Below are 16,291 nucleotides of genomic sequence, written 5' to 3'. Positions count from 1 at the left end.
TATACGGGCCAGCGGCCCTCTCAACTGCAGTGTTCGGCAAGATGGTTGACCAGGGCTACGGCCAGCTCGCGCGGGTCGGCGCTGAAACTGCTGTAACCGCCCTCGCGCAGACTGTCCGGCATGCTCGGGCTGGCGCAACTGTCGGCGCGCTGCGTCCAGATCACCCCCCCCTGGCGCTTGACGTAGGCGGCCGCGGCACTGCCATCACTGCCCATGCCACTGAAGGCAATGACCCCACACTGGGCACCGAACTGCTGCGCCAGATTGAGCATCATCTGGTCGATGGACGGGCTGTAGGGTTCCGGCCAACCGCGCTCGCTGATCTGCATGGTGCCGTCCTCGGCGAAGCCCAGTTCACGAACGATGGGCGCGATAACCACTTCGCCGCAACGTACCGGATCACCCTGGCGCGACGGATTGACATGCCATTGGCTATGCCGGCCAACCGCCTGCGGCAGCACGGTTTCGAAGCTGGCATCGATATGCTGGGCATAGATGAAGCCGATGGGCAGGCCACCTGGCAGGGCGTCAAGAAACGCCTTGACCGCTGCCGGGCCGCCCAGCGATGCCGCCAGCAGCCAGACTTGGCGCGCCGGCTCGCCGGCCTTGAGTGGCGTGTCTGCCAAGGCTTGTGGCAGTTCCAGACGGGCTGGGCGTTGCGCCTCGTCGAGCAATGCCTGCAGGCTCGGGCCAACCGCCTCCGCCGGATCACCGACCAGACGCTTGAGCTTGCCGAACAGGCGTCGCTCCCAGCGCGGATAATTTTCCGAATGACGCTCGGGCGCATGGCCTTCGCCGAACAGCACCGGCGCGCTGGCATGCTCCAGCAAACTGTCGACCAGCGGCGAATCTTCCGACTGGGCCAGATCCACCAGCCACAGGTCGGTCTCGCAGGCGGCCAGGGCGTCCTCGTCGAGGCGCGCCGGATCACTGTTGAGCACCACCTGATAACCACTGCCAGCCAGCGCCTGCTGCAACACATGGCGCTGCAGCGAGGTGTCGGCGATCACTGCAATACGTGCCGCGGATTTCTCTGTCATGTCCGTTTGACCCGGTGGCTATCCACCAACTGTGCAATGGTGTCGAGCAGCAAGGACTCCTGATAGGGCTTGCCGAGGTATTCGTTGACGCCGATGGCCATGGCGCGCTCGCGGTGTTTCTCACCGGTACGCGAGGTAATCATGATGATCGGCAGATCCTTCAGGCCATCGTCGTGGCGCACCAGCGTGGCGACCTCGAAGCCGTCCATGCGCGGCATCTCGATGTCCAGCAGCATGATGTCGGGCTTGTGCTCCTGCAGCTGGGAGATGGCATCCACCCCGTCCTTGGCGGTCATCACATTCATGCCGTTACGTTCGAGCAGGCGGCTGGTGACCTTGCGCACGGTGACCGAATCGTCCACCACCATGACCAGGGTCGGCCGGTCGATTTCCACCTCTTCGCTGATCGCCACCTGGCGCGAGGCCAGACGTGGAGTCAGCTGAGTCAGCAGATGCGCGTGCAGCACGCGGATGGTGGCGAGCAGATCGAGAATCACCACCACGCGACCATCACCGAGGATGGTCGCACCGGAGATGCCGTGCACCCCGGCGAACTGCGGGCCGAGGCTCTTCACCACGATCTCGCGCGAACCGGCCAGGCTGTCCACCTGCACCGCCACGGCATGCTCGCTGGAACGCACCAGGATCACCGGCAGCGGCAGACTCTGACCGACCAGTTTCGGGTGCTGACCATTGTTCAGCAGATCGCCCAGGTACTTCAGCTCGTAGGCCTGCCCGGCGTATTCGAAGCGCGGTGCATCGGGGGCGTAGTAAGCCTCCAACTCGTAGGGCGAAACGCGCACGATACCTTCGATGGTATTCAGCGGGATGGCGTACAGGTCTTCACCCGAGTACACCATCAGCGCGCGGTTGACCGACACGGTGAACGGCAGGCGAATGGTGAAGCGCGTGCCCTGGCCGACAGCCGAATCGATGCTCATCGAGCCGCCAAGCTGCTTGACCTCCGAGTGCACCACGTCCATGCCGACGCCGCGGCCGGAAATCTGCGTGACCTTCTCCGCCGTGGAGAAGCCGGCTTCGAGGATGAACTGCAGCACCTCGTGATCACTGAGGTCGCTGTCGGCATCCATCAGGCCACGCTCGATGGCCTTGCGCCGCACGGCCTCCAGGCGAATACCGCCGCCGTCATCATCCAGCGTCAGGACGATATCGCCGCCCTCACGACCAAGGTTCAGGCGAATGGTGCCGGTGTCCGACTTGCCTGCGGCGCGGCGCGCCTCGACAGGCTCGATGCCATGGTCGACGGCGTTGCGCAACATGTGCTCCAACGGTGCGACGATGCGTTCGAGCACGGTGCGGTCCATTTCCCCTTCGGCGTTGCCGACGACGAACTCGACCTGCTTGCCCAACTCGCCAGCCACCTGCCGGACGATACGCCGCAAACGCGGTACCAGGCGGTCGAATGGCACCATGCGGGTGCGCATCAGGCCTTCCTGCAACTCGGTATTGACCCGTGCCTGCTGCAGCAACAAGGTCTCGGCATCACGGTTCTTCGCGGCCAGGGTTTCCTTGAGGTCGAGCAAGTCGGAAGCCGACTCGAACAGCGCGCGCGAAAGCTGCTGCAGCTGCGAATGGCGATCCATTTCCAGCGGGTCGAAATCCTCGTAACCCGCGCGTTCGGCCTCGGCCTGGTATCGGCTGAGAATCTGCGCCTGGGTTTCGGTGTCGAGACGACGCAACTGGTCGCGCACCCGGTCGATGGTGGCTTCCATCTCGCTCAGGGTGAAGCTGACATCGCTGACCTGCTGCTCGACGCGACCGCGGAAGATCGAGGTCTCACCGGCCAGGTTGACCAGGCCTTCGAGCAGCTCAGCCGGCACCTTGACCAGCTCCTGCGGAGCGCGGCGGGCAGCCGCTTCCTGAGCGGCCTCCTGCGCACGCTGCACGAATGGCAACACCTTGGGCGTCTGCACCTGCGACGGCAGCTCACTGGCCGCGACAATCGGAGTGACCAGACTCGGCACAGCGACCTCAGGCTCGACGGGCTCGGCAACCGAGCTCGGCTCATCGGCGAGGCTGTCACTGAGCCGCTGACGCAGCAGATCGAGCTCCTGCTGCAACCCCTCGAAACCGGACTGCACGTCGAGGAACAGACTTTCCGGCCACGGAGCGCCCTGCTGCAGCGCCTCGCTGAGGTGCTGCTCGAAGTCATGACTCAGGTCGCCCAGACGTTTCTGCCCGGCCAGTCGTGCACCACCCTTGAGGGTGTGCAGGATGCGCAGCATCTCGTCGATGGCATTGCCGTCGTCGCGATGTTCTTCCCAGCGCCCGATGGCCGCTTCCATCGCTTCGAGCAGGTCGTCACCTTCCTCCAGGAAGATGTCGAGGATATCGCTGTCAGCCTCCTCGTTTTCATCGCTCTCGACCACAGCCTTGAGCTGCACTGCCGAGGGCATGCTCAACTGCTCATCGGGATTGGCGCGAAAGCGCTTGATGGTCTCGATCAGCGCGTCACCCGAGGGCACCGGACGCTGGCCGCGAACGGCTTCGAGCATCTCCGCCAGGCGGTCATGGCAGGCCTGCAACAGGGTGAACAGTTCGGGGCTGGCACGCAGCCGCCCGCCACCGAGGCCTTCGTAAAGGAACTCCAGCTCATGGGCCAGATCGCCGATCTCGCGAATCTCGGCCATGCGCGCACCACCCTTGAGGGTATGCAGGTCGCGCTGCAGGGCTTCCAGCTCCAGGCTGTTGTCTACGTCGGCCATCCAGCGCTGCAAGGCAGAGCCGGCGCTATCGATGATGTCGAAACCTTCTTCCAGGAAGATTTCCACCAACTCGGGATCGCGATCCTCATGCCAGCTCGTCGACGCAGCGACTGGCGGCTCGGGCTCGGCGACGGCTTCGCTCAGTGCCGGCAATTCTTCAGCAAGGGGCGCCGACAGGGCGTCATCGGATGAGCCAAGCTCTTCATCGAGCGGTACCTCCGCGACCTGATCGAGCACGCTTTCATCTTCGACCAAAGCCAGTGGCGGCAGCTCGGCCTCGTCCAGCTGGACGTCGAGCGTTTGCTCAGGCGCATCATCGAATGCCGGCTCAAACTGAACCGCCGCGGCCGACAGACTTTGCGGGTTACCGCCCTGGCGGAACTGGCGAATCGCCTGGATCAGATCGTCGCCGGAGGCCAGCGGCTGGCGAGCCTGCAACTGATCGAGCATCAACGCCAGGCGATCATGGCTCTGCTGCAGCAAACTGCCCAGCTCAGCGGAGTAGTTGTAACGACGGTCGACCAGCCCTTCGTAGAGCGACTCGAGCTCATGGCCCAGGTCGCCGATCGGGCGGATAGCAGCCATTCGCGCACCACCCTTGAGGGTGTGCAAATCACGCTGCAGCGAAGACAGCGGCAGGGTGTTGTCCGGCTCGCTCAGCCAGCGCTCCAGCGCCTGACCGGCACTTTCCAGAATATCGACGGCTTCTTCGAGGAAGATCTCGACCATTTCCTCGTCGAGGTCGGCCTCCGCAGGGCTGAAACCGATTGGCGCCTCAGGCTCCTCGACAAGATCTTCGGCCGGCTCGGAGGAAACAGGGGCTGCGCTCGGCTCTGCCGTTTCCGGTTCGCTCGCCAATGCCTCGAACTGTTCCAGCTCGGCAGTGGCCTGATCCAACTCGATCACTTCCAGCCCGTGCACACCAGGCGCGAGCAGAGCCAGGGTATCGGGATCGATGGCCTCACTCAGCAGGTCGCGCAGCGCCTGTACGCGCTCGGGTTGCGGCGTGACCTGCAACGCCGCGGCCACCTGATCCATCATGTCGATCAGCGCTTCGTGGGCTTTTTCCGCCTCGTCGAAGAAGCGCTCACTGACGGCCAGGCTGCCCTCCTCGACGGCGCCGTACAGATCCAGCAGCGCTTCGCACAGCTCATCGATCTGTGGCAGCTCGGCCATCTCGGCACCACGGCCAAGGGTGGTCAGCTCCTCCAGCAACGCGGAGAGTTCCTGACGCTCGGAAGGATGCTCGCGCCATTTGCGCAGCAGATCCTCGGCATCGAGCAGGATGTCCATGCCCTCGGCAAGGAAAATGCTGATCAGTTGGGGATCGCGACTTTCGCCGCTCTGCGCCAGGCGCTCGCCCTCTGCACTGGCCAGCCGCTCGTGATGCAGCGCCTGCACGCGGGCGAGAAATTCCTCCGCTCCTTCGATGGGCGCCAGCGGTTGGCTCTCCAGGTTTTCCAGACCGACACGGAAAAGCTGTTCGGCGCGGCTGAGCAACTCTGCGGCGCTCAGATCTACCTGAATCAGGTTGGTCTTGAACTCCTTGACCAGCTTCTCCAACGGCGCGGCAATTTCCGCCACCGGCAGGATACCGGCCATGTAGGCACTGCCCTTGAGCGTGTGCAATGCCCGCTGTAGATCGTCGGTGACCGGCTGTGGTAGCTCCTGCGCGCAGTCGGCGAGGAAACCCACCAGCGTATCCAGATGGGTTTCCGCCTCGTTGCGGAAAATCTCCAGCAATTGCGGATCGAGGGGCTCGCCATCGAGAAGCTCGCTATCGAGGGACTCACCATTGAGGGGTTCACCATCGAGCAGTTCATTGTCAGGCGACAAGGACTCCTCGACGGTGTCGGTAGCTTCAATAACGCCCGCGGGCTCGGCTACCTGTGGGGCGGCCGGGGCGTCAGATTTTGGGGGCGTCAGCCCCTTGGCCAGCGCATGCGCGGTGGCAGCCAGCAGATCGACATCGTCACGCTGGCGCTGCGCCTTGGCAGCGAATTCGTCGACCAGCGCCGGCATCAGCGCCACCACGTCGAGCACAACCTGCTGCACGGGTTCGTTCGGCTCGATGCTGCGATCCAGCACGCGGTTGAGCAGGTTCTCGATCGACCAGGCCAACTCGCCGATGATCAGCGCGCGCACCATGCGCCCACTGCCCTTGAGGGTGTGGAAGGCACGGCGCACTTCGATCAGCGCATCCTTGTTGCCAGTGTCGGCCTGCCACTGCGGCAGGTACTCGGCGATGGTTTCCAGCACTTCGCCGGCTTCTTCGATAAAGACTTCCAGCAGCTCTTCGTCAACCGGCGCTTCATCGGCCGGCGGCGGTAGCAGGCTCGGCGGCACCTCGGCGGCTGGCGGGTTGATCGCCTGCACGGGCGCGGCCATCACGTCTGCCATCGACAGAGGCTTCTCCGCGGCCGGCTCTTCGAGCTCCAGAGTGGCTTCGGGCAGGCCGGGTAGCTCGACCTCCGGCAGCTCCAGCTCGGCCAACTCCAGCTCGTCCCACTGCGGTGCAGCGTCCAGTTGCTCCAGACTCAGCTCTTCGAATTCCAGATCGGGCACGGTCTCGACTGTCAGCGACTGCAGTTCGTCGTCAGCCTGCAAAGGTGGCAGCTCTTCGAGCTCACCCAGGTCGAAGGTGAGCTCGTCCGCCGGTTCGCCCAGCGACGGCATATCGTCCAGCTGCGGCTCGACGTCGAGCAGTTGCAGATCGTCGCCGGTTTCCAACAGCAATTCGCTCGGCTCGAAGGCCAGTGGTTCGACCTCGGCCAAAGGTTCTTCGAGGTGATCGTCCTCGGCACCCAGCAGTTCGATTTCCTGCAGCGGATCGGCCAACGGCGCCAGGGGCTCCTCCGGCGGTTCGACGCGATCGAGAATCGACGGTTTTTCCTTGAGTGGGTAACCCAGGGTCTCCAGGCTTTCTTCGGCGACATCGAGGATCAGGTCACCCTGGGTACCATGATCTTCAGCCAGACGTTCGAGGTAATACTCGACGCTGGTGATGGCGTCGGCCAGGGTATCCAGGCTCTGCCAGTTGGGCACGGCCTTGCGCGCCAGCAGCTGTTCCTGAATATAGCGGTTGCAGGCGTTGAGCAGATCGGCCGCGCGCTGCAGCGGGATCATCGCCAGGCCGCCACGCACCTGGGTGAGCAACTCGGGCACGCGTGCCAGGTGCTCATGGTTCCACTGCGAGGCGATGAACTCGATGATCGCGTCCTTGGCCTGTTCCAGGCCATTGCGCGCCTCTTTAATGACGAGCTGGTGAATCTGCGCCACGTCGGTGGTCGGTAGGTGGCTCTGCTCGTTCTGGTTGTCGTCGCTCGGGCCGACCATGCCGGCCAATGTAGCTTCGACATAAAGCAGCGCACCGGCGACATCCATCAGTACCGCATCGCTCGGCTCGCGCTGGCCAAGGGACAGGCCATGAATCACGTCGATCTGGTCGAGAATCACCTTACGCGGCTGGCCAAAGCCCAGTACCGCGAGGGTGTCGGCGATCTGCTTGAGTGGCGCGAGCAAGCCGTCCAGCTCACTGGCCTGGCTACGATCACTGCGTACGAACAGATCGAGGCTGTCCTTGACCCGCACCAGCTCTTCGCACAACGCCGCCACCACCGAGCGCATGGCATCGCGATCAGGGCCGGCCAGACGGGCCCGCTCCTCGTCCACCACTTCGGTGTCCGGCAGGGCTTCGTCGAGGCGGTATTGTTCCTTCAGGGCACGGATGCGCGGCGATTGCGCCGGCGCCTTGGCCACGTAGAACAGCAGGTTCTTGGTCAGTTCATCGGGAGCGGCCTGGTTGATGCCATCGGCGCCCTGTTCGACCAGACGCTTGAGTTCCTTGTCGACCTGACGCAGCAGGGTGCGCACCGACGTGCCGTTGACCACGCTGCCGTTGGCCAGGCCTTCGACCATACCGGAGGCGATCTGCCACAGGCTGCCCAGCGGGGCCTCCTTGCACAGGTTTTCCAGTCGGGCGAAGACACGCGCCATGTAGCCGAGGTTGGTGGCCAGATCCTGATTGCGAATGATGCCGACCAGTGCCATCTGCAGCATCTGCCGCAGTTTGCGCAACAGCACCGGCAGCTCGGCGGTACGCAGGTGTGCAAGACCACCTTCGGACAACGCCGGCAGACGGACGGACATGTCGGGGGAAAACAGGCTGGTTTCCGACAGCAGCTTCTCGCCGCGGGCGGCGCGCAGGTCGTTGAGCAGCGGCAACACGACCATCGGCAGGTCGCGGCGGGCGGTCTGGATACGGTCAAGGTACACAGGCAACTGCAGAATGGCCTGCATCAGCACTTCCAGGGCTTCGCCCTGGTTGGCCACGCGACCTTCCATCAGCGCCTTGGCCAACTGCTCCATTTCCTCGGCGAGCAGAGCGGCGCCGTAGAATTCGACCATCTGCAAGGTGCCGTGAACCTGGTGCACGTAGGTCAGGCAGAAACGCATGCGCGTCGGATCCTGCGGGTTCTCGACGAACGCCTCCAGGGCCTGTCGCGCCTGCTTCAGGGTTTCCGCGATTTCGCCTTTGACCCACTCCAGGGCGACATAATCATGCCGATCACCCATAGCCACTCCACTCATAAACTTGGCCTTATCCCTTGCGGGTAAACGCCAGAACTCGCTCGTCGGCAACCGGTACCAGCTCCGGATGCTGCCAACCGGCTACTTCACCCACACCCACCACCAGCAACCCTCCTGGCGCCAGGCTCTCGGCCAGGCGGTTGAGGATGTCGCGGCGACGCCAGCGGCGGAAATAGATCAGCAAGTTCTGACAGAAAATCACGTCCATGCCGGACATCGGCGCCTTGGCCAGTTCCAGCACGTTGAGCCGGGCGCAGCACACCCGCGCCGCCAGGCTCGATACCACCTTGAAACGTCCATCGGCCTGAGCGAGAAAGTAGCGCTCGCGCAGATCGTCACTTACCTGCTCCAGGCGGCGTTGCGAGTAGCAGGCTTCACGCGCCTTGCTCAACGCCCCCTGGCTGATATCGGTACCCGTCACCGCGAAATGCTCGGGCAACTCACTGCCCTGCAATGCCTCGGCCGCCAGAATCGCCAGCGAATAGGGCTCTTCACCACTGGAGCAACCCACGCTCCACAATTCCCAGGGCTTACCCAAACCCGCGGCCAGTCGCTCCTGCAGGTACTGCGTCAGCACCTCGAAAGACGGCGGATGACGGAAGAAGCGGGTTTCCTGCACGGTCAGACGATCCAGCAGGGTCGACCACTCCACCGCGCCTCGCGGGCCATCGGTGACCTGACGGTAGTAGCTGGCGTAATCCGTGACGCCCAGTTCGCGCATCCGCGCACTCAGGTTGGTCTGCAGAAAAGCGCGGCGTTGCTCGCTGATAACCACACCGGTTCGCGCTTCGAGCAGCGTCTGCCAGTCGTGGAAATCGGCTTGCGACATATCGGCCACCGGGCGCAACGCCCACACGCCCGCTGACTGCATACCTTCGCCCTGGGTCATGGCTGTGTTGCGGTGGCTGCAGCCAGCCACCGCACTCCTTTATCAGGCGTCTGGCAGGGTGAAGCCGGACACCGACTTGCGCATCTCACTGGCCATCTTGGCCAGGTTACCAATGCTCTTGGCGGTGGCGGTGGTACCCGAGGACGTCTGCGAGGTGATCTCCTGGATCACGTTCATGGTGTTGGAAATGTGGCCAGCCGAAGAGGCCTGCTGACGGGCGGCGTTGGAGATGTTCTGGATGAGGGCCGCGAGGGTTTTCGATACCTTCTCGATCTCTTCCAGTGCCACACCGGCGTCCTGCGCCAGGCGAGCACCGCGCACCACTTCGGAAGTCGTCTGCTCCATGGAGATAACGGCTTCGTTGGTGTCGGTCTGAATGGTTTTTACCAGCGCCTCGATCTGCTTGGTCGCCGCCGAGGAGCGTTCTGCGAGGCGTTGTACCTCGTCCGCTACCACGGCGAAGCCGCGGCCCGCATCACCGGCCATGGACGCCTGGATCGCGGCGTTCAGGGCGAGGATGTTGGTCTGGTCGGCAATGTCGTTGATCAGGCTAACGATGTCACCGATCTCCTGGGACGATTCACCGAGGCGTTTGATCCGCTTCGAGGTGTCCTGGATCTGTTCACGGATGTTATCCATGCCGGTGATGGTGTTGTGTACGACTTCGTTGCCCTTGTTGGCGATGGCTACGGAACGTTCCGCTACCGCGGAGGATTCCGAGGCGTTCGCCGATACCTGGTCAATCGACACGGCCATTTCGTTGATCGCCGCAGAAGCCCCGGCAATTTCCTGCGCCTGGTGCTCGGAGGCCTCGGCCAGATGCATCGCCGTGGCCTGGGTTTCCTGAGCAGCACCGGCTACCTGAACGGCGGTCAGGTTGATGGTGGCTACCAGGTCGCGCAGCTGGTCGATGGAGTAGTTGATGGAGTCGGCGATGGCACCGGTGAAGTCTTCGGTTACCGTCGCGGCCACGGTCAGGTCACCGTCGGCGAGGTCGGCGATTTCATCGAGCAGTCGCAGAATCGCCGCCTGGTTACGTTCGTTCTTCTCAGCGGTTTCGGCCAGACGGCGGTTGGTTTCACGCACCATCACCAGACCGATGAGGATGATCGAACCCAGCGCCAGGGCACCCAGCACATAGCCGAACAGGGTGTTGATGGCACGGCCGTCAGCCAGGTCTTCGAAGCCGGCGGCCAGTTCAGAGGCTTTGTCCAGCAGGGTCTGCGACACGGTGAAGATGGAGTTCGCCGATTCACGCACCTGGAACAGCTCAGGCGAGGTTTCGAGAATCTCGTCCACCGAACCGGATACGAATTCGAACAGCTCGGAAATCTCGGCCAGACGTTCGAGGGCTTCCTCGTCGGTCACCTGGCTGATTTCCATCGCCGCGTTACCTTCGAGCATCGCCGCCAGGACACGACCGAACAGGCTGGCGTCACGGCCGAACATGTCAGCGGCCTGTACCGAGTCTTCGTCACCGGCTAGTACCTTGTTCACCGAGCCGAGAATACGTTCGGCCAGCAGCGACTGACGCTGGGCGACCGATACCTGGGCAGCCGGTGCACCGCTCTCCAGCAGGATGTCGACCACCTCTTCGTACTCGACCTGCAGTTGCGGAATGGTTTCCGCCAGGGTGGCGGCTACCTGGTGCAACGACAGTACGGTTTGTTCGCTGGCGAGAATGGCGTCGGTGTTCTGCCGCAGGCTATCCCAGTCCTGTTGCACGGCAGCCATCTGCGCCTGAACCGACTCGGGTGCCGGCGGCAAGCCGCTGCTGGCATCGCCATCGGTCAGGTAACCCCAGCGCTGCTGGAAGTCGTTACGGGCGTCGCGCAGCAGGCCGAAGGCTTCGGCGGTACCCGCCGCGGCCTCGGTGGCGTTCTTGGCGATACGCTGGGACAGTACGCGCAGCTCACCGGAGTGGCCGATGTACTCGGTATCGTAGTTGGACTGGGTGTTGATGTAGGCGAAGTTCGCGAACAACAGCACGATGGAAACGATGAGCACGACGAACAGCGCCGCGATCAGCGTGCTACTGCGTGCCCCGACCAACAAATTGCCTGCATTGAGTTTTTTCATTATCTGGCCCCCGCCTGGACCGACCGCACTACGGTTCCCATGTAACGCCAAAGAGCCGGCAGAGCCGGCCCAACCGAAAATCTGCAGATGCCTTAAAAACTACCTGCGTTTTTAAACGACCTGCTTAATAGGCAACATCGAGAAAGCCTGGATCTGCCGTCAACGCATGAGGGCTGAATACCAACCAGGGCTGTTCCCGTTGAAAAACACCGTGGATAAACGGCGCAATGCTCGACTCGAGAGGCGGCAGTTGTTCTGAAAATGCATCCACGGGGAAATGCTGCATACCGAAAACCTCGTCGACCGTCAGGCCAGCGAAGATTTCCTGGTGGTCGACCACCAGAATTCGCCGCAGCTTGCGCAGCGGCGACAGTTCATTGCCGAAGAATCCGCACAGATCCATGATCGGCAACAGGCGGCCACGCACGTTGGCCACCCCTTTGACCCAGCCTTTCACACCCGGCAGCAGGGTGTAGCGTGGCTCGTGCAGGACTTCACCCACTTCCCCCATCGGCGCGACGAAGAATCGCTCGCCCATGCGAAAACCGATACCGCTCCAGGTTTGCACCGCCGCCTGTTGCGACGGCAAGCCGGCCGCCAGGACTCGGCAACGCTGGTCGATCTCGAAGAGGATCTGGAAAGGAGTCTGCGCGTCCGACATGCCAGCCGTGGCCTTCTTCTTATTTAATACGCGGACGGCACGGCATCAGCCGGCCAGCACCGCATTGAGGGTTTTCAGCAAGGTATCTTCGTCGACCGGCTTGGTCAGGTAGTCCTTGGCGCCCTGGCGCTTGCCCCAGACCTTGTCGGTTTCCTGATCCTTGGTGGTGACGATGATCACCGGAATGTGGCTGGTTTCGGCGTCCTTGGTCAGTTGACGAGTCGCCTGGAAACCATTGAGGCCGGGCATGACGATGTCCATCAGAACCGCGTCCGGCTTTTCCTGGCGGGCCAGGGCCACGCCGTCGGCGCCGTTTTCCGCTTTCAGTACCTGATGGCCATGCTTTTCCAGCATAGCGGTCAGCTTGTACATCTCGGTCGGGGAGTCATCAACAATCAGAATTCGAGCCATGGTGTTTCCCAATACAGAAGTGGCGCGAGGCCCTGAGGCCATCACGTCAGGAGGCTTGTTCCACCGGAGTGAAGTCAGGCACGTGGGCTTTGATCGCACCGAGCAACTCTTCCTTGCTGAAAGGCTTGGTCAGGTATTGATCGGAACCGACGATGCGTCCCTTGGCTTTATCGAACAGGCCATCCTTGGAGGACAGCATGATCACCGGAGTGGATTTGAAAGCACTGTTGTTCTTGATCAGGGCACAGGTCTGATACCCATCGAGACGCGGCATCATGATGTCGACAAAGATGATGCTGGGGTGAGTGTCGGCAATCTTGGCCAGGGCATCGAAGCCATCGACCGCGGTGATGACCTCACAACCCACTTTTTTCAGCAGAGTTTCCGCGGTGCGACGAATCGTTTTCGAATCGTCGATCACCATCACTTTCAAACCCTCGGAATGCTGTTCCATTTTCGCCCTACCATCGCCTCGGTGAGTCGTTATTTTTTCGCGTTATCAGTATGCCTGAGGCCCAGTCGCCGATGGGGCTTGACCCAATCGTCGGGCCTTTTTAGCACACTCTCCAGATGCAATCTATAAGCCTGCCAGGGCAGCTCCGGCCCTTGACCAAGGCCCCGGTCGACGCCACCCTGACAAGCCTCGTTCGGCACAACTACCGGGCCTTTGCCCTCTATCTCGCGGAGAGTTACCCCCATGAGCCTTCGTCTCGGGATCGTCATGGATCCGATTGCCAGCATTTCCTTCAAGAAGGACAGTTCGCTGGCCATGCTGCTGGCCGCTCAAGCACGCGGCTGGTCGCTGTTCTACATGGAGCAGCAGGATCTCTACCAGGCCCGCGGCCGAGCCCGTGCACGCATGCGGCCTCTGGAAGTGTTCAACGATCCTCAACGCTGGTTCGCCCTTGGTTCCGAGCAGGACACGCCGCTCGCCGAACTGGACGTGATCCTGATGCGCAAGGATCCGCCCTTCGATAACGAATTCGTCTACTCCACCTACCTGCTCGAGCAGGCTGAGCGCGACGGCGTACTGGTGGTCAATCGGCCGCAGAGTCTGCGCGACTGCAATGAAAAGTTCTTCGCCACCCAGTTTCCCCAATACACACCACCGACCCTGGTCAGTCGGCGCCCCGACATTCTGCGCCAGTTTGCCGATGAGCACCGTGACATCATTCTCAAACCCCTGGATGGCATGGGTGGTTCAATGATCTTTCGTCACCGCGAGGGCGACCCTAACCTCTCGGTGATTCTGGAAACGCTGACTCAGCACGGCCAGCAGCAGATCATGGCGCAGGGTTACCTGCCGGCCATCAAGGACGGCGACAAGCGCATTCTGATGATAGACGGCGAACCGATCCCCTACTGCCTGGCACGTATTCCCGCAGCCGGCGAGACCCGCGGCAACCTCGCCGCCGGCGGGCGCGGCGAAGCCCGACCACTGACCGAGCGCGACCGCGAGATCGCCGCCGCCGTCGGCCCGACTCTGCGCGAAAAAGGACTGATCTTCGTCGGACTCGATGTGATCGGCGAACACCTGACGGAAATCAACGTCACCAGCCCGACCTGCATTCGCGAAATCGATGCCGCCTTCGACACCCGTATCGGTGAGCGCCTGATGGATTGCATAGCGGCAAAGCGCGGATCGTAGGACGGGTGCAACCCGCCACTGCCTGGCTGGCGGGTTGCGCCCGCCCTACGCCGGCATTACATAAACGCCACAAGCTTGAACCAGCTAACAGCCTGGCACTTCAGGCTTGCAGCCTGAAGCGCCGCGCCGCAGACTGCGCGTCATTCGTAAGCAGACCCGATACGTCATGAACGCAGCAGCCACCCCTCCCGCCATCTCCACCGCCGACGTTCGTCCGGCGGATCGCCTGGGGTTCACGCTTTTCCTGGCCACAGCGCTGCATATTGCCCTGATACTCGGCGTCGGCTTCACCCTCGAGCCACCGCCGGAAATCAGCAAGACGCTGGGAATCACCCTGTCTACCTTCAAGAGCGAGGAAAAGCCCAAGGAGGCTGACTTCCTCGCCCAGGACAATCAGCAAGGCAGCGGCACCCTGGAGCACGCGGCGGCGCCCAAGACCACCGAGCAGGCACTGTTCCAGGACAGCGAGGTGCGCAAGGTCACCCCGCCCGCCACGCCGCAGCAACCGGCCACCAAGCCGGAAGCACCGAAGGCTGCAGTCGCTACCCGCGCCCCGCAACAGCAGAAGACCCCGGTAAAGCGGGAAGAGACCAAGCCCGTGCCGCAAGCCCGGCCAGCCCCGGTATTCGACTCCGCGCAACTCTCGGCGGAGATCGCCAGCCTGGAAGCCGAGCTGGCCCAGGAAGTTCAGGCTTACGCCAAGCGTCCGAAGATCCATCGCCTCAACGCCGCATCGACCATGCGCGACAAGGGCGCCTGGTACAAGGACGAGTGGCGCAAGAAGGTCGAACGCATCGGCAATCTCAATTACCCGGACGATGCCCGTCGCCAGCGCATCTATGGCAGCCTGCGCCTGCTGGTGTCGATCAACCGCGATGGTTCTCTGTACGAAGTGCAAGTGCTTGAATCCTCCGGCCAGGCGGTTCTCGACCAGGCCGCACAACGCATCGTGCGCCTGGCCGCCCCCTATGCCCCCTTTACCGGTGACCTGGCTGACATCGACCGCCTGGAAATCATCCGCACCTGGCGCTTCGAGCGCGGTGATCGGCTGTCGAGCAACTAGCCCGGTACACGCGGCGCACCTTACGTCGCTCTTTTATCCGTGCTGGGAATTTCACCACCGCACCCGGATTTCATCCGGACTACGTACCAAGAACGATTGTCAGGTCGGCCAGCCCCACAGCTGAACAGCCCTATGGCTTGAAGCCCGGCTGCTTAAAGCCGAAACTAGCGGCCATGAAGAATTCAGCCCCCATCTCCCTCAAGCACCATTTCCTGATCGCCATGCCGCATATGGCCGATCCGAATTTCGCGCAGACCGTCACCTACCTGGTCGAACATAACGAACAGGGTGCGATGGGCCTGGTGATCAACAAGCCAAATGGCCTGAATCTGGCCGACGTGCTCGAACAATTGCGCCCTGACGAAGAGCCTGCGGCGCTGTGCCACAGCCTGCCGATCTTCGCCGGCGGCCCGGTACAGACCGACCGTGGTTTCGTCCTGCACCCCGCGGGCCCGCAATTCCAGGCGACCCTGGAGCTGGGTGAGCTGGGTCTGTCCACTTCGCAGGACGTACTGTTCGCCATCGCCGATGGCAGCGGTCCGGATCGTTACCTGATCACCCTCGGCTACGCCGGCTGGGACGCGGGACAACTGGAAGCCGAACTGGCCGACAACGCCTGGCTGACCTGCCCCGCCGACAGCAGCATTCTGTTCGACCTGCCCTTCGACCAGCGACTCAATGCCGCAGCCGCACGCCTGGGCGTCAACCTCAGCCTGCTGAGTTCGCAGGTCGGGCACGCCTGATGAGCGACAAGCCACTACGCCTGCTGCTGGGCTTCGACTACGGCACCAAGCAGATCGGCGTCGCCGTCGGGCAGGTGATCACCGGCCAGGCTCGCGAGCTGTGCGTGCTCAAGGCGCAGAACGGTGTACCGGACTGGAACCGAGTCGAAGCCTTGATCAAGGAATGGCAGCCGGACGCCGTGGTGGTAGGCCTGCCGCTGAACATGGACGGCACGCCCAGCGAGATGAGCGCCCGCGCCGAGAAATTCGCCCGCCGCCTCAACGGCCGCTTCAACCTGCCGGCCTACACCCACGACGAACGTCTGACCACCTTCGAGGCCAAGGGCCAACGTCTGCGCGAAGGCCAGAGCGGCGGCTACCGCAAGCGCCCGGTCGATGCCATTGCGGCAGCCTTGTTGCTACAGGGCTGGCTAGAGGAAAACTGCACGGGCTGAGCGAATC

General features: G+C 62.8%; 11 protein-coding genes. 4 read left to right on the top strand and 7 right to left on the bottom strand.

Annotated elements, in window-relative coordinates; translation table 11 throughout:
- Nucleotides 1-20 precede the first annotated feature (20 nt).
- The 7 genes from HS968_RS02360 to pilG all read right to left on the bottom strand — a co-directional run bounded on the left by HS968_RS02360 (nucleotide 21) and on the right by pilG (nucleotide 12,850).
- On the bottom strand, nucleotides 21-1,040 hold the full coding sequence (locus HS968_RS02360) for a chemotaxis protein CheB (protein ID WP_179623572.1): 1,020 nt from the start codon (nucleotides 1,038-1,040) through the stop codon (nucleotides 21-23).
- Nucleotides 1,037-8,341 carry an Hpt domain-containing protein gene (locus HS968_RS02355; RefSeq protein WP_182369978.1) on the bottom strand — a complete coding sequence of 2,435 codons (7,305 nt, stop codon included), beginning with the start codon at nucleotides 8,339-8,341 and terminating at the stop codon, nucleotides 1,037-1,039. Before HS968_RS02355 ends, HS968_RS02360 begins: the two co-directional genes overlap by 4 nt.
- 25 nt (nucleotides 8,342-8,366) lie before the next feature.
- A complete protein-coding gene (locus HS968_RS02350) occupies nucleotides 8,367-9,227 on the bottom strand; it encodes a protein-glutamate O-methyltransferase (RefSeq protein ID WP_106742803.1) in 861 nt (286 codons plus the stop codon).
- A 60-nt stretch (nucleotides 9,228-9,287) separates the two neighbouring features.
- Complete coding sequence (locus HS968_RS02345) at nucleotides 9,288-11,324, bottom strand: methyl-accepting chemotaxis protein (protein WP_119692216.1); 2,037 nt, start codon at nucleotides 11,322-11,324, stop codon at nucleotides 9,288-9,290.
- A gap of 124 nt (nucleotides 11,325-11,448) precedes the next feature.
- Nucleotides 11,449-11,985 carry a chemotaxis protein CheW gene (locus HS968_RS02340; protein WP_182369977.1) on the bottom strand — a complete coding sequence of 179 codons (537 nt, stop codon included), beginning with the start codon at nucleotides 11,983-11,985 and terminating at the stop codon, nucleotides 11,449-11,451.
- 45 nt (nucleotides 11,986-12,030) lie between these two features.
- Nucleotides 12,031-12,396 carry a twitching motility response regulator PilH gene (gene pilH, locus HS968_RS02335; protein WP_013713612.1) on the bottom strand — a complete coding sequence of 122 codons (366 nt, stop codon included), beginning with the start codon at nucleotides 12,394-12,396 and terminating at the stop codon, nucleotides 12,031-12,033.
- 46 nt (nucleotides 12,397-12,442) lie between these two features.
- On the bottom strand, nucleotides 12,443-12,850 hold the full coding sequence (gene pilG, locus HS968_RS02330) for a twitching motility response regulator PilG (RefSeq protein WP_119692218.1): 408 nt from the start codon (nucleotides 12,848-12,850) through the stop codon (nucleotides 12,443-12,445).
- Nucleotides 12,851-13,093: 243 nt separating this feature from the next.
- On the opposite strand from pilG, the gene gshB reads away from it, so the two are divergent.
- The 4 genes from gshB (at nucleotide 13,094) to ruvX (ending at nucleotide 16,284) form a co-directional block, all read left to right on the top strand.
- Nucleotides 13,094-14,044, top strand: coding sequence for a glutathione synthase (gshB, locus tag HS968_RS02325; RefSeq protein ID WP_182369975.1), 951 nt, complete (start codon nucleotides 13,094-13,096; stop codon nucleotides 14,042-14,044).
- Between the two features lie 166 nt (nucleotides 14,045-14,210).
- Complete coding sequence (locus HS968_RS02320; RefSeq protein WP_182369973.1) at nucleotides 14,211-15,107, top strand: energy transducer TonB; 897 nt, start codon at nucleotides 14,211-14,213, stop codon at nucleotides 15,105-15,107.
- A gap of 173 nt (nucleotides 15,108-15,280) precedes the next feature.
- On the top strand, nucleotides 15,281-15,850 hold the full coding sequence (locus HS968_RS02315; RefSeq protein ID WP_119692220.1) for a YqgE/AlgH family protein: 570 nt from the start codon (nucleotides 15,281-15,283) through the stop codon (nucleotides 15,848-15,850).
- Complete coding sequence (gene ruvX / locus HS968_RS02310; protein ID WP_182371562.1) at nucleotides 15,847-16,284, top strand: Holliday junction resolvase RuvX; 438 nt, start codon at nucleotides 15,847-15,849, stop codon at nucleotides 16,282-16,284. The genes HS968_RS02315 and ruvX overlap by 4 nt, the downstream gene beginning before the upstream one ends.
- Nucleotides 16,285-16,291: the final 7 nt, after the last annotated feature.

It is taken from the genome of Pseudomonas berkeleyensis, assembly GCF_014109765.1.
GTDB lineage: Bacteria > Pseudomonadota > Gammaproteobacteria > Pseudomonadales > Pseudomonadaceae > Aquipseudomonas > Aquipseudomonas berkeleyensis.
Note: the sequence above shows the minus strand (reverse complement) of the source record. Positions and strands in the feature narration are given on the sequence as shown.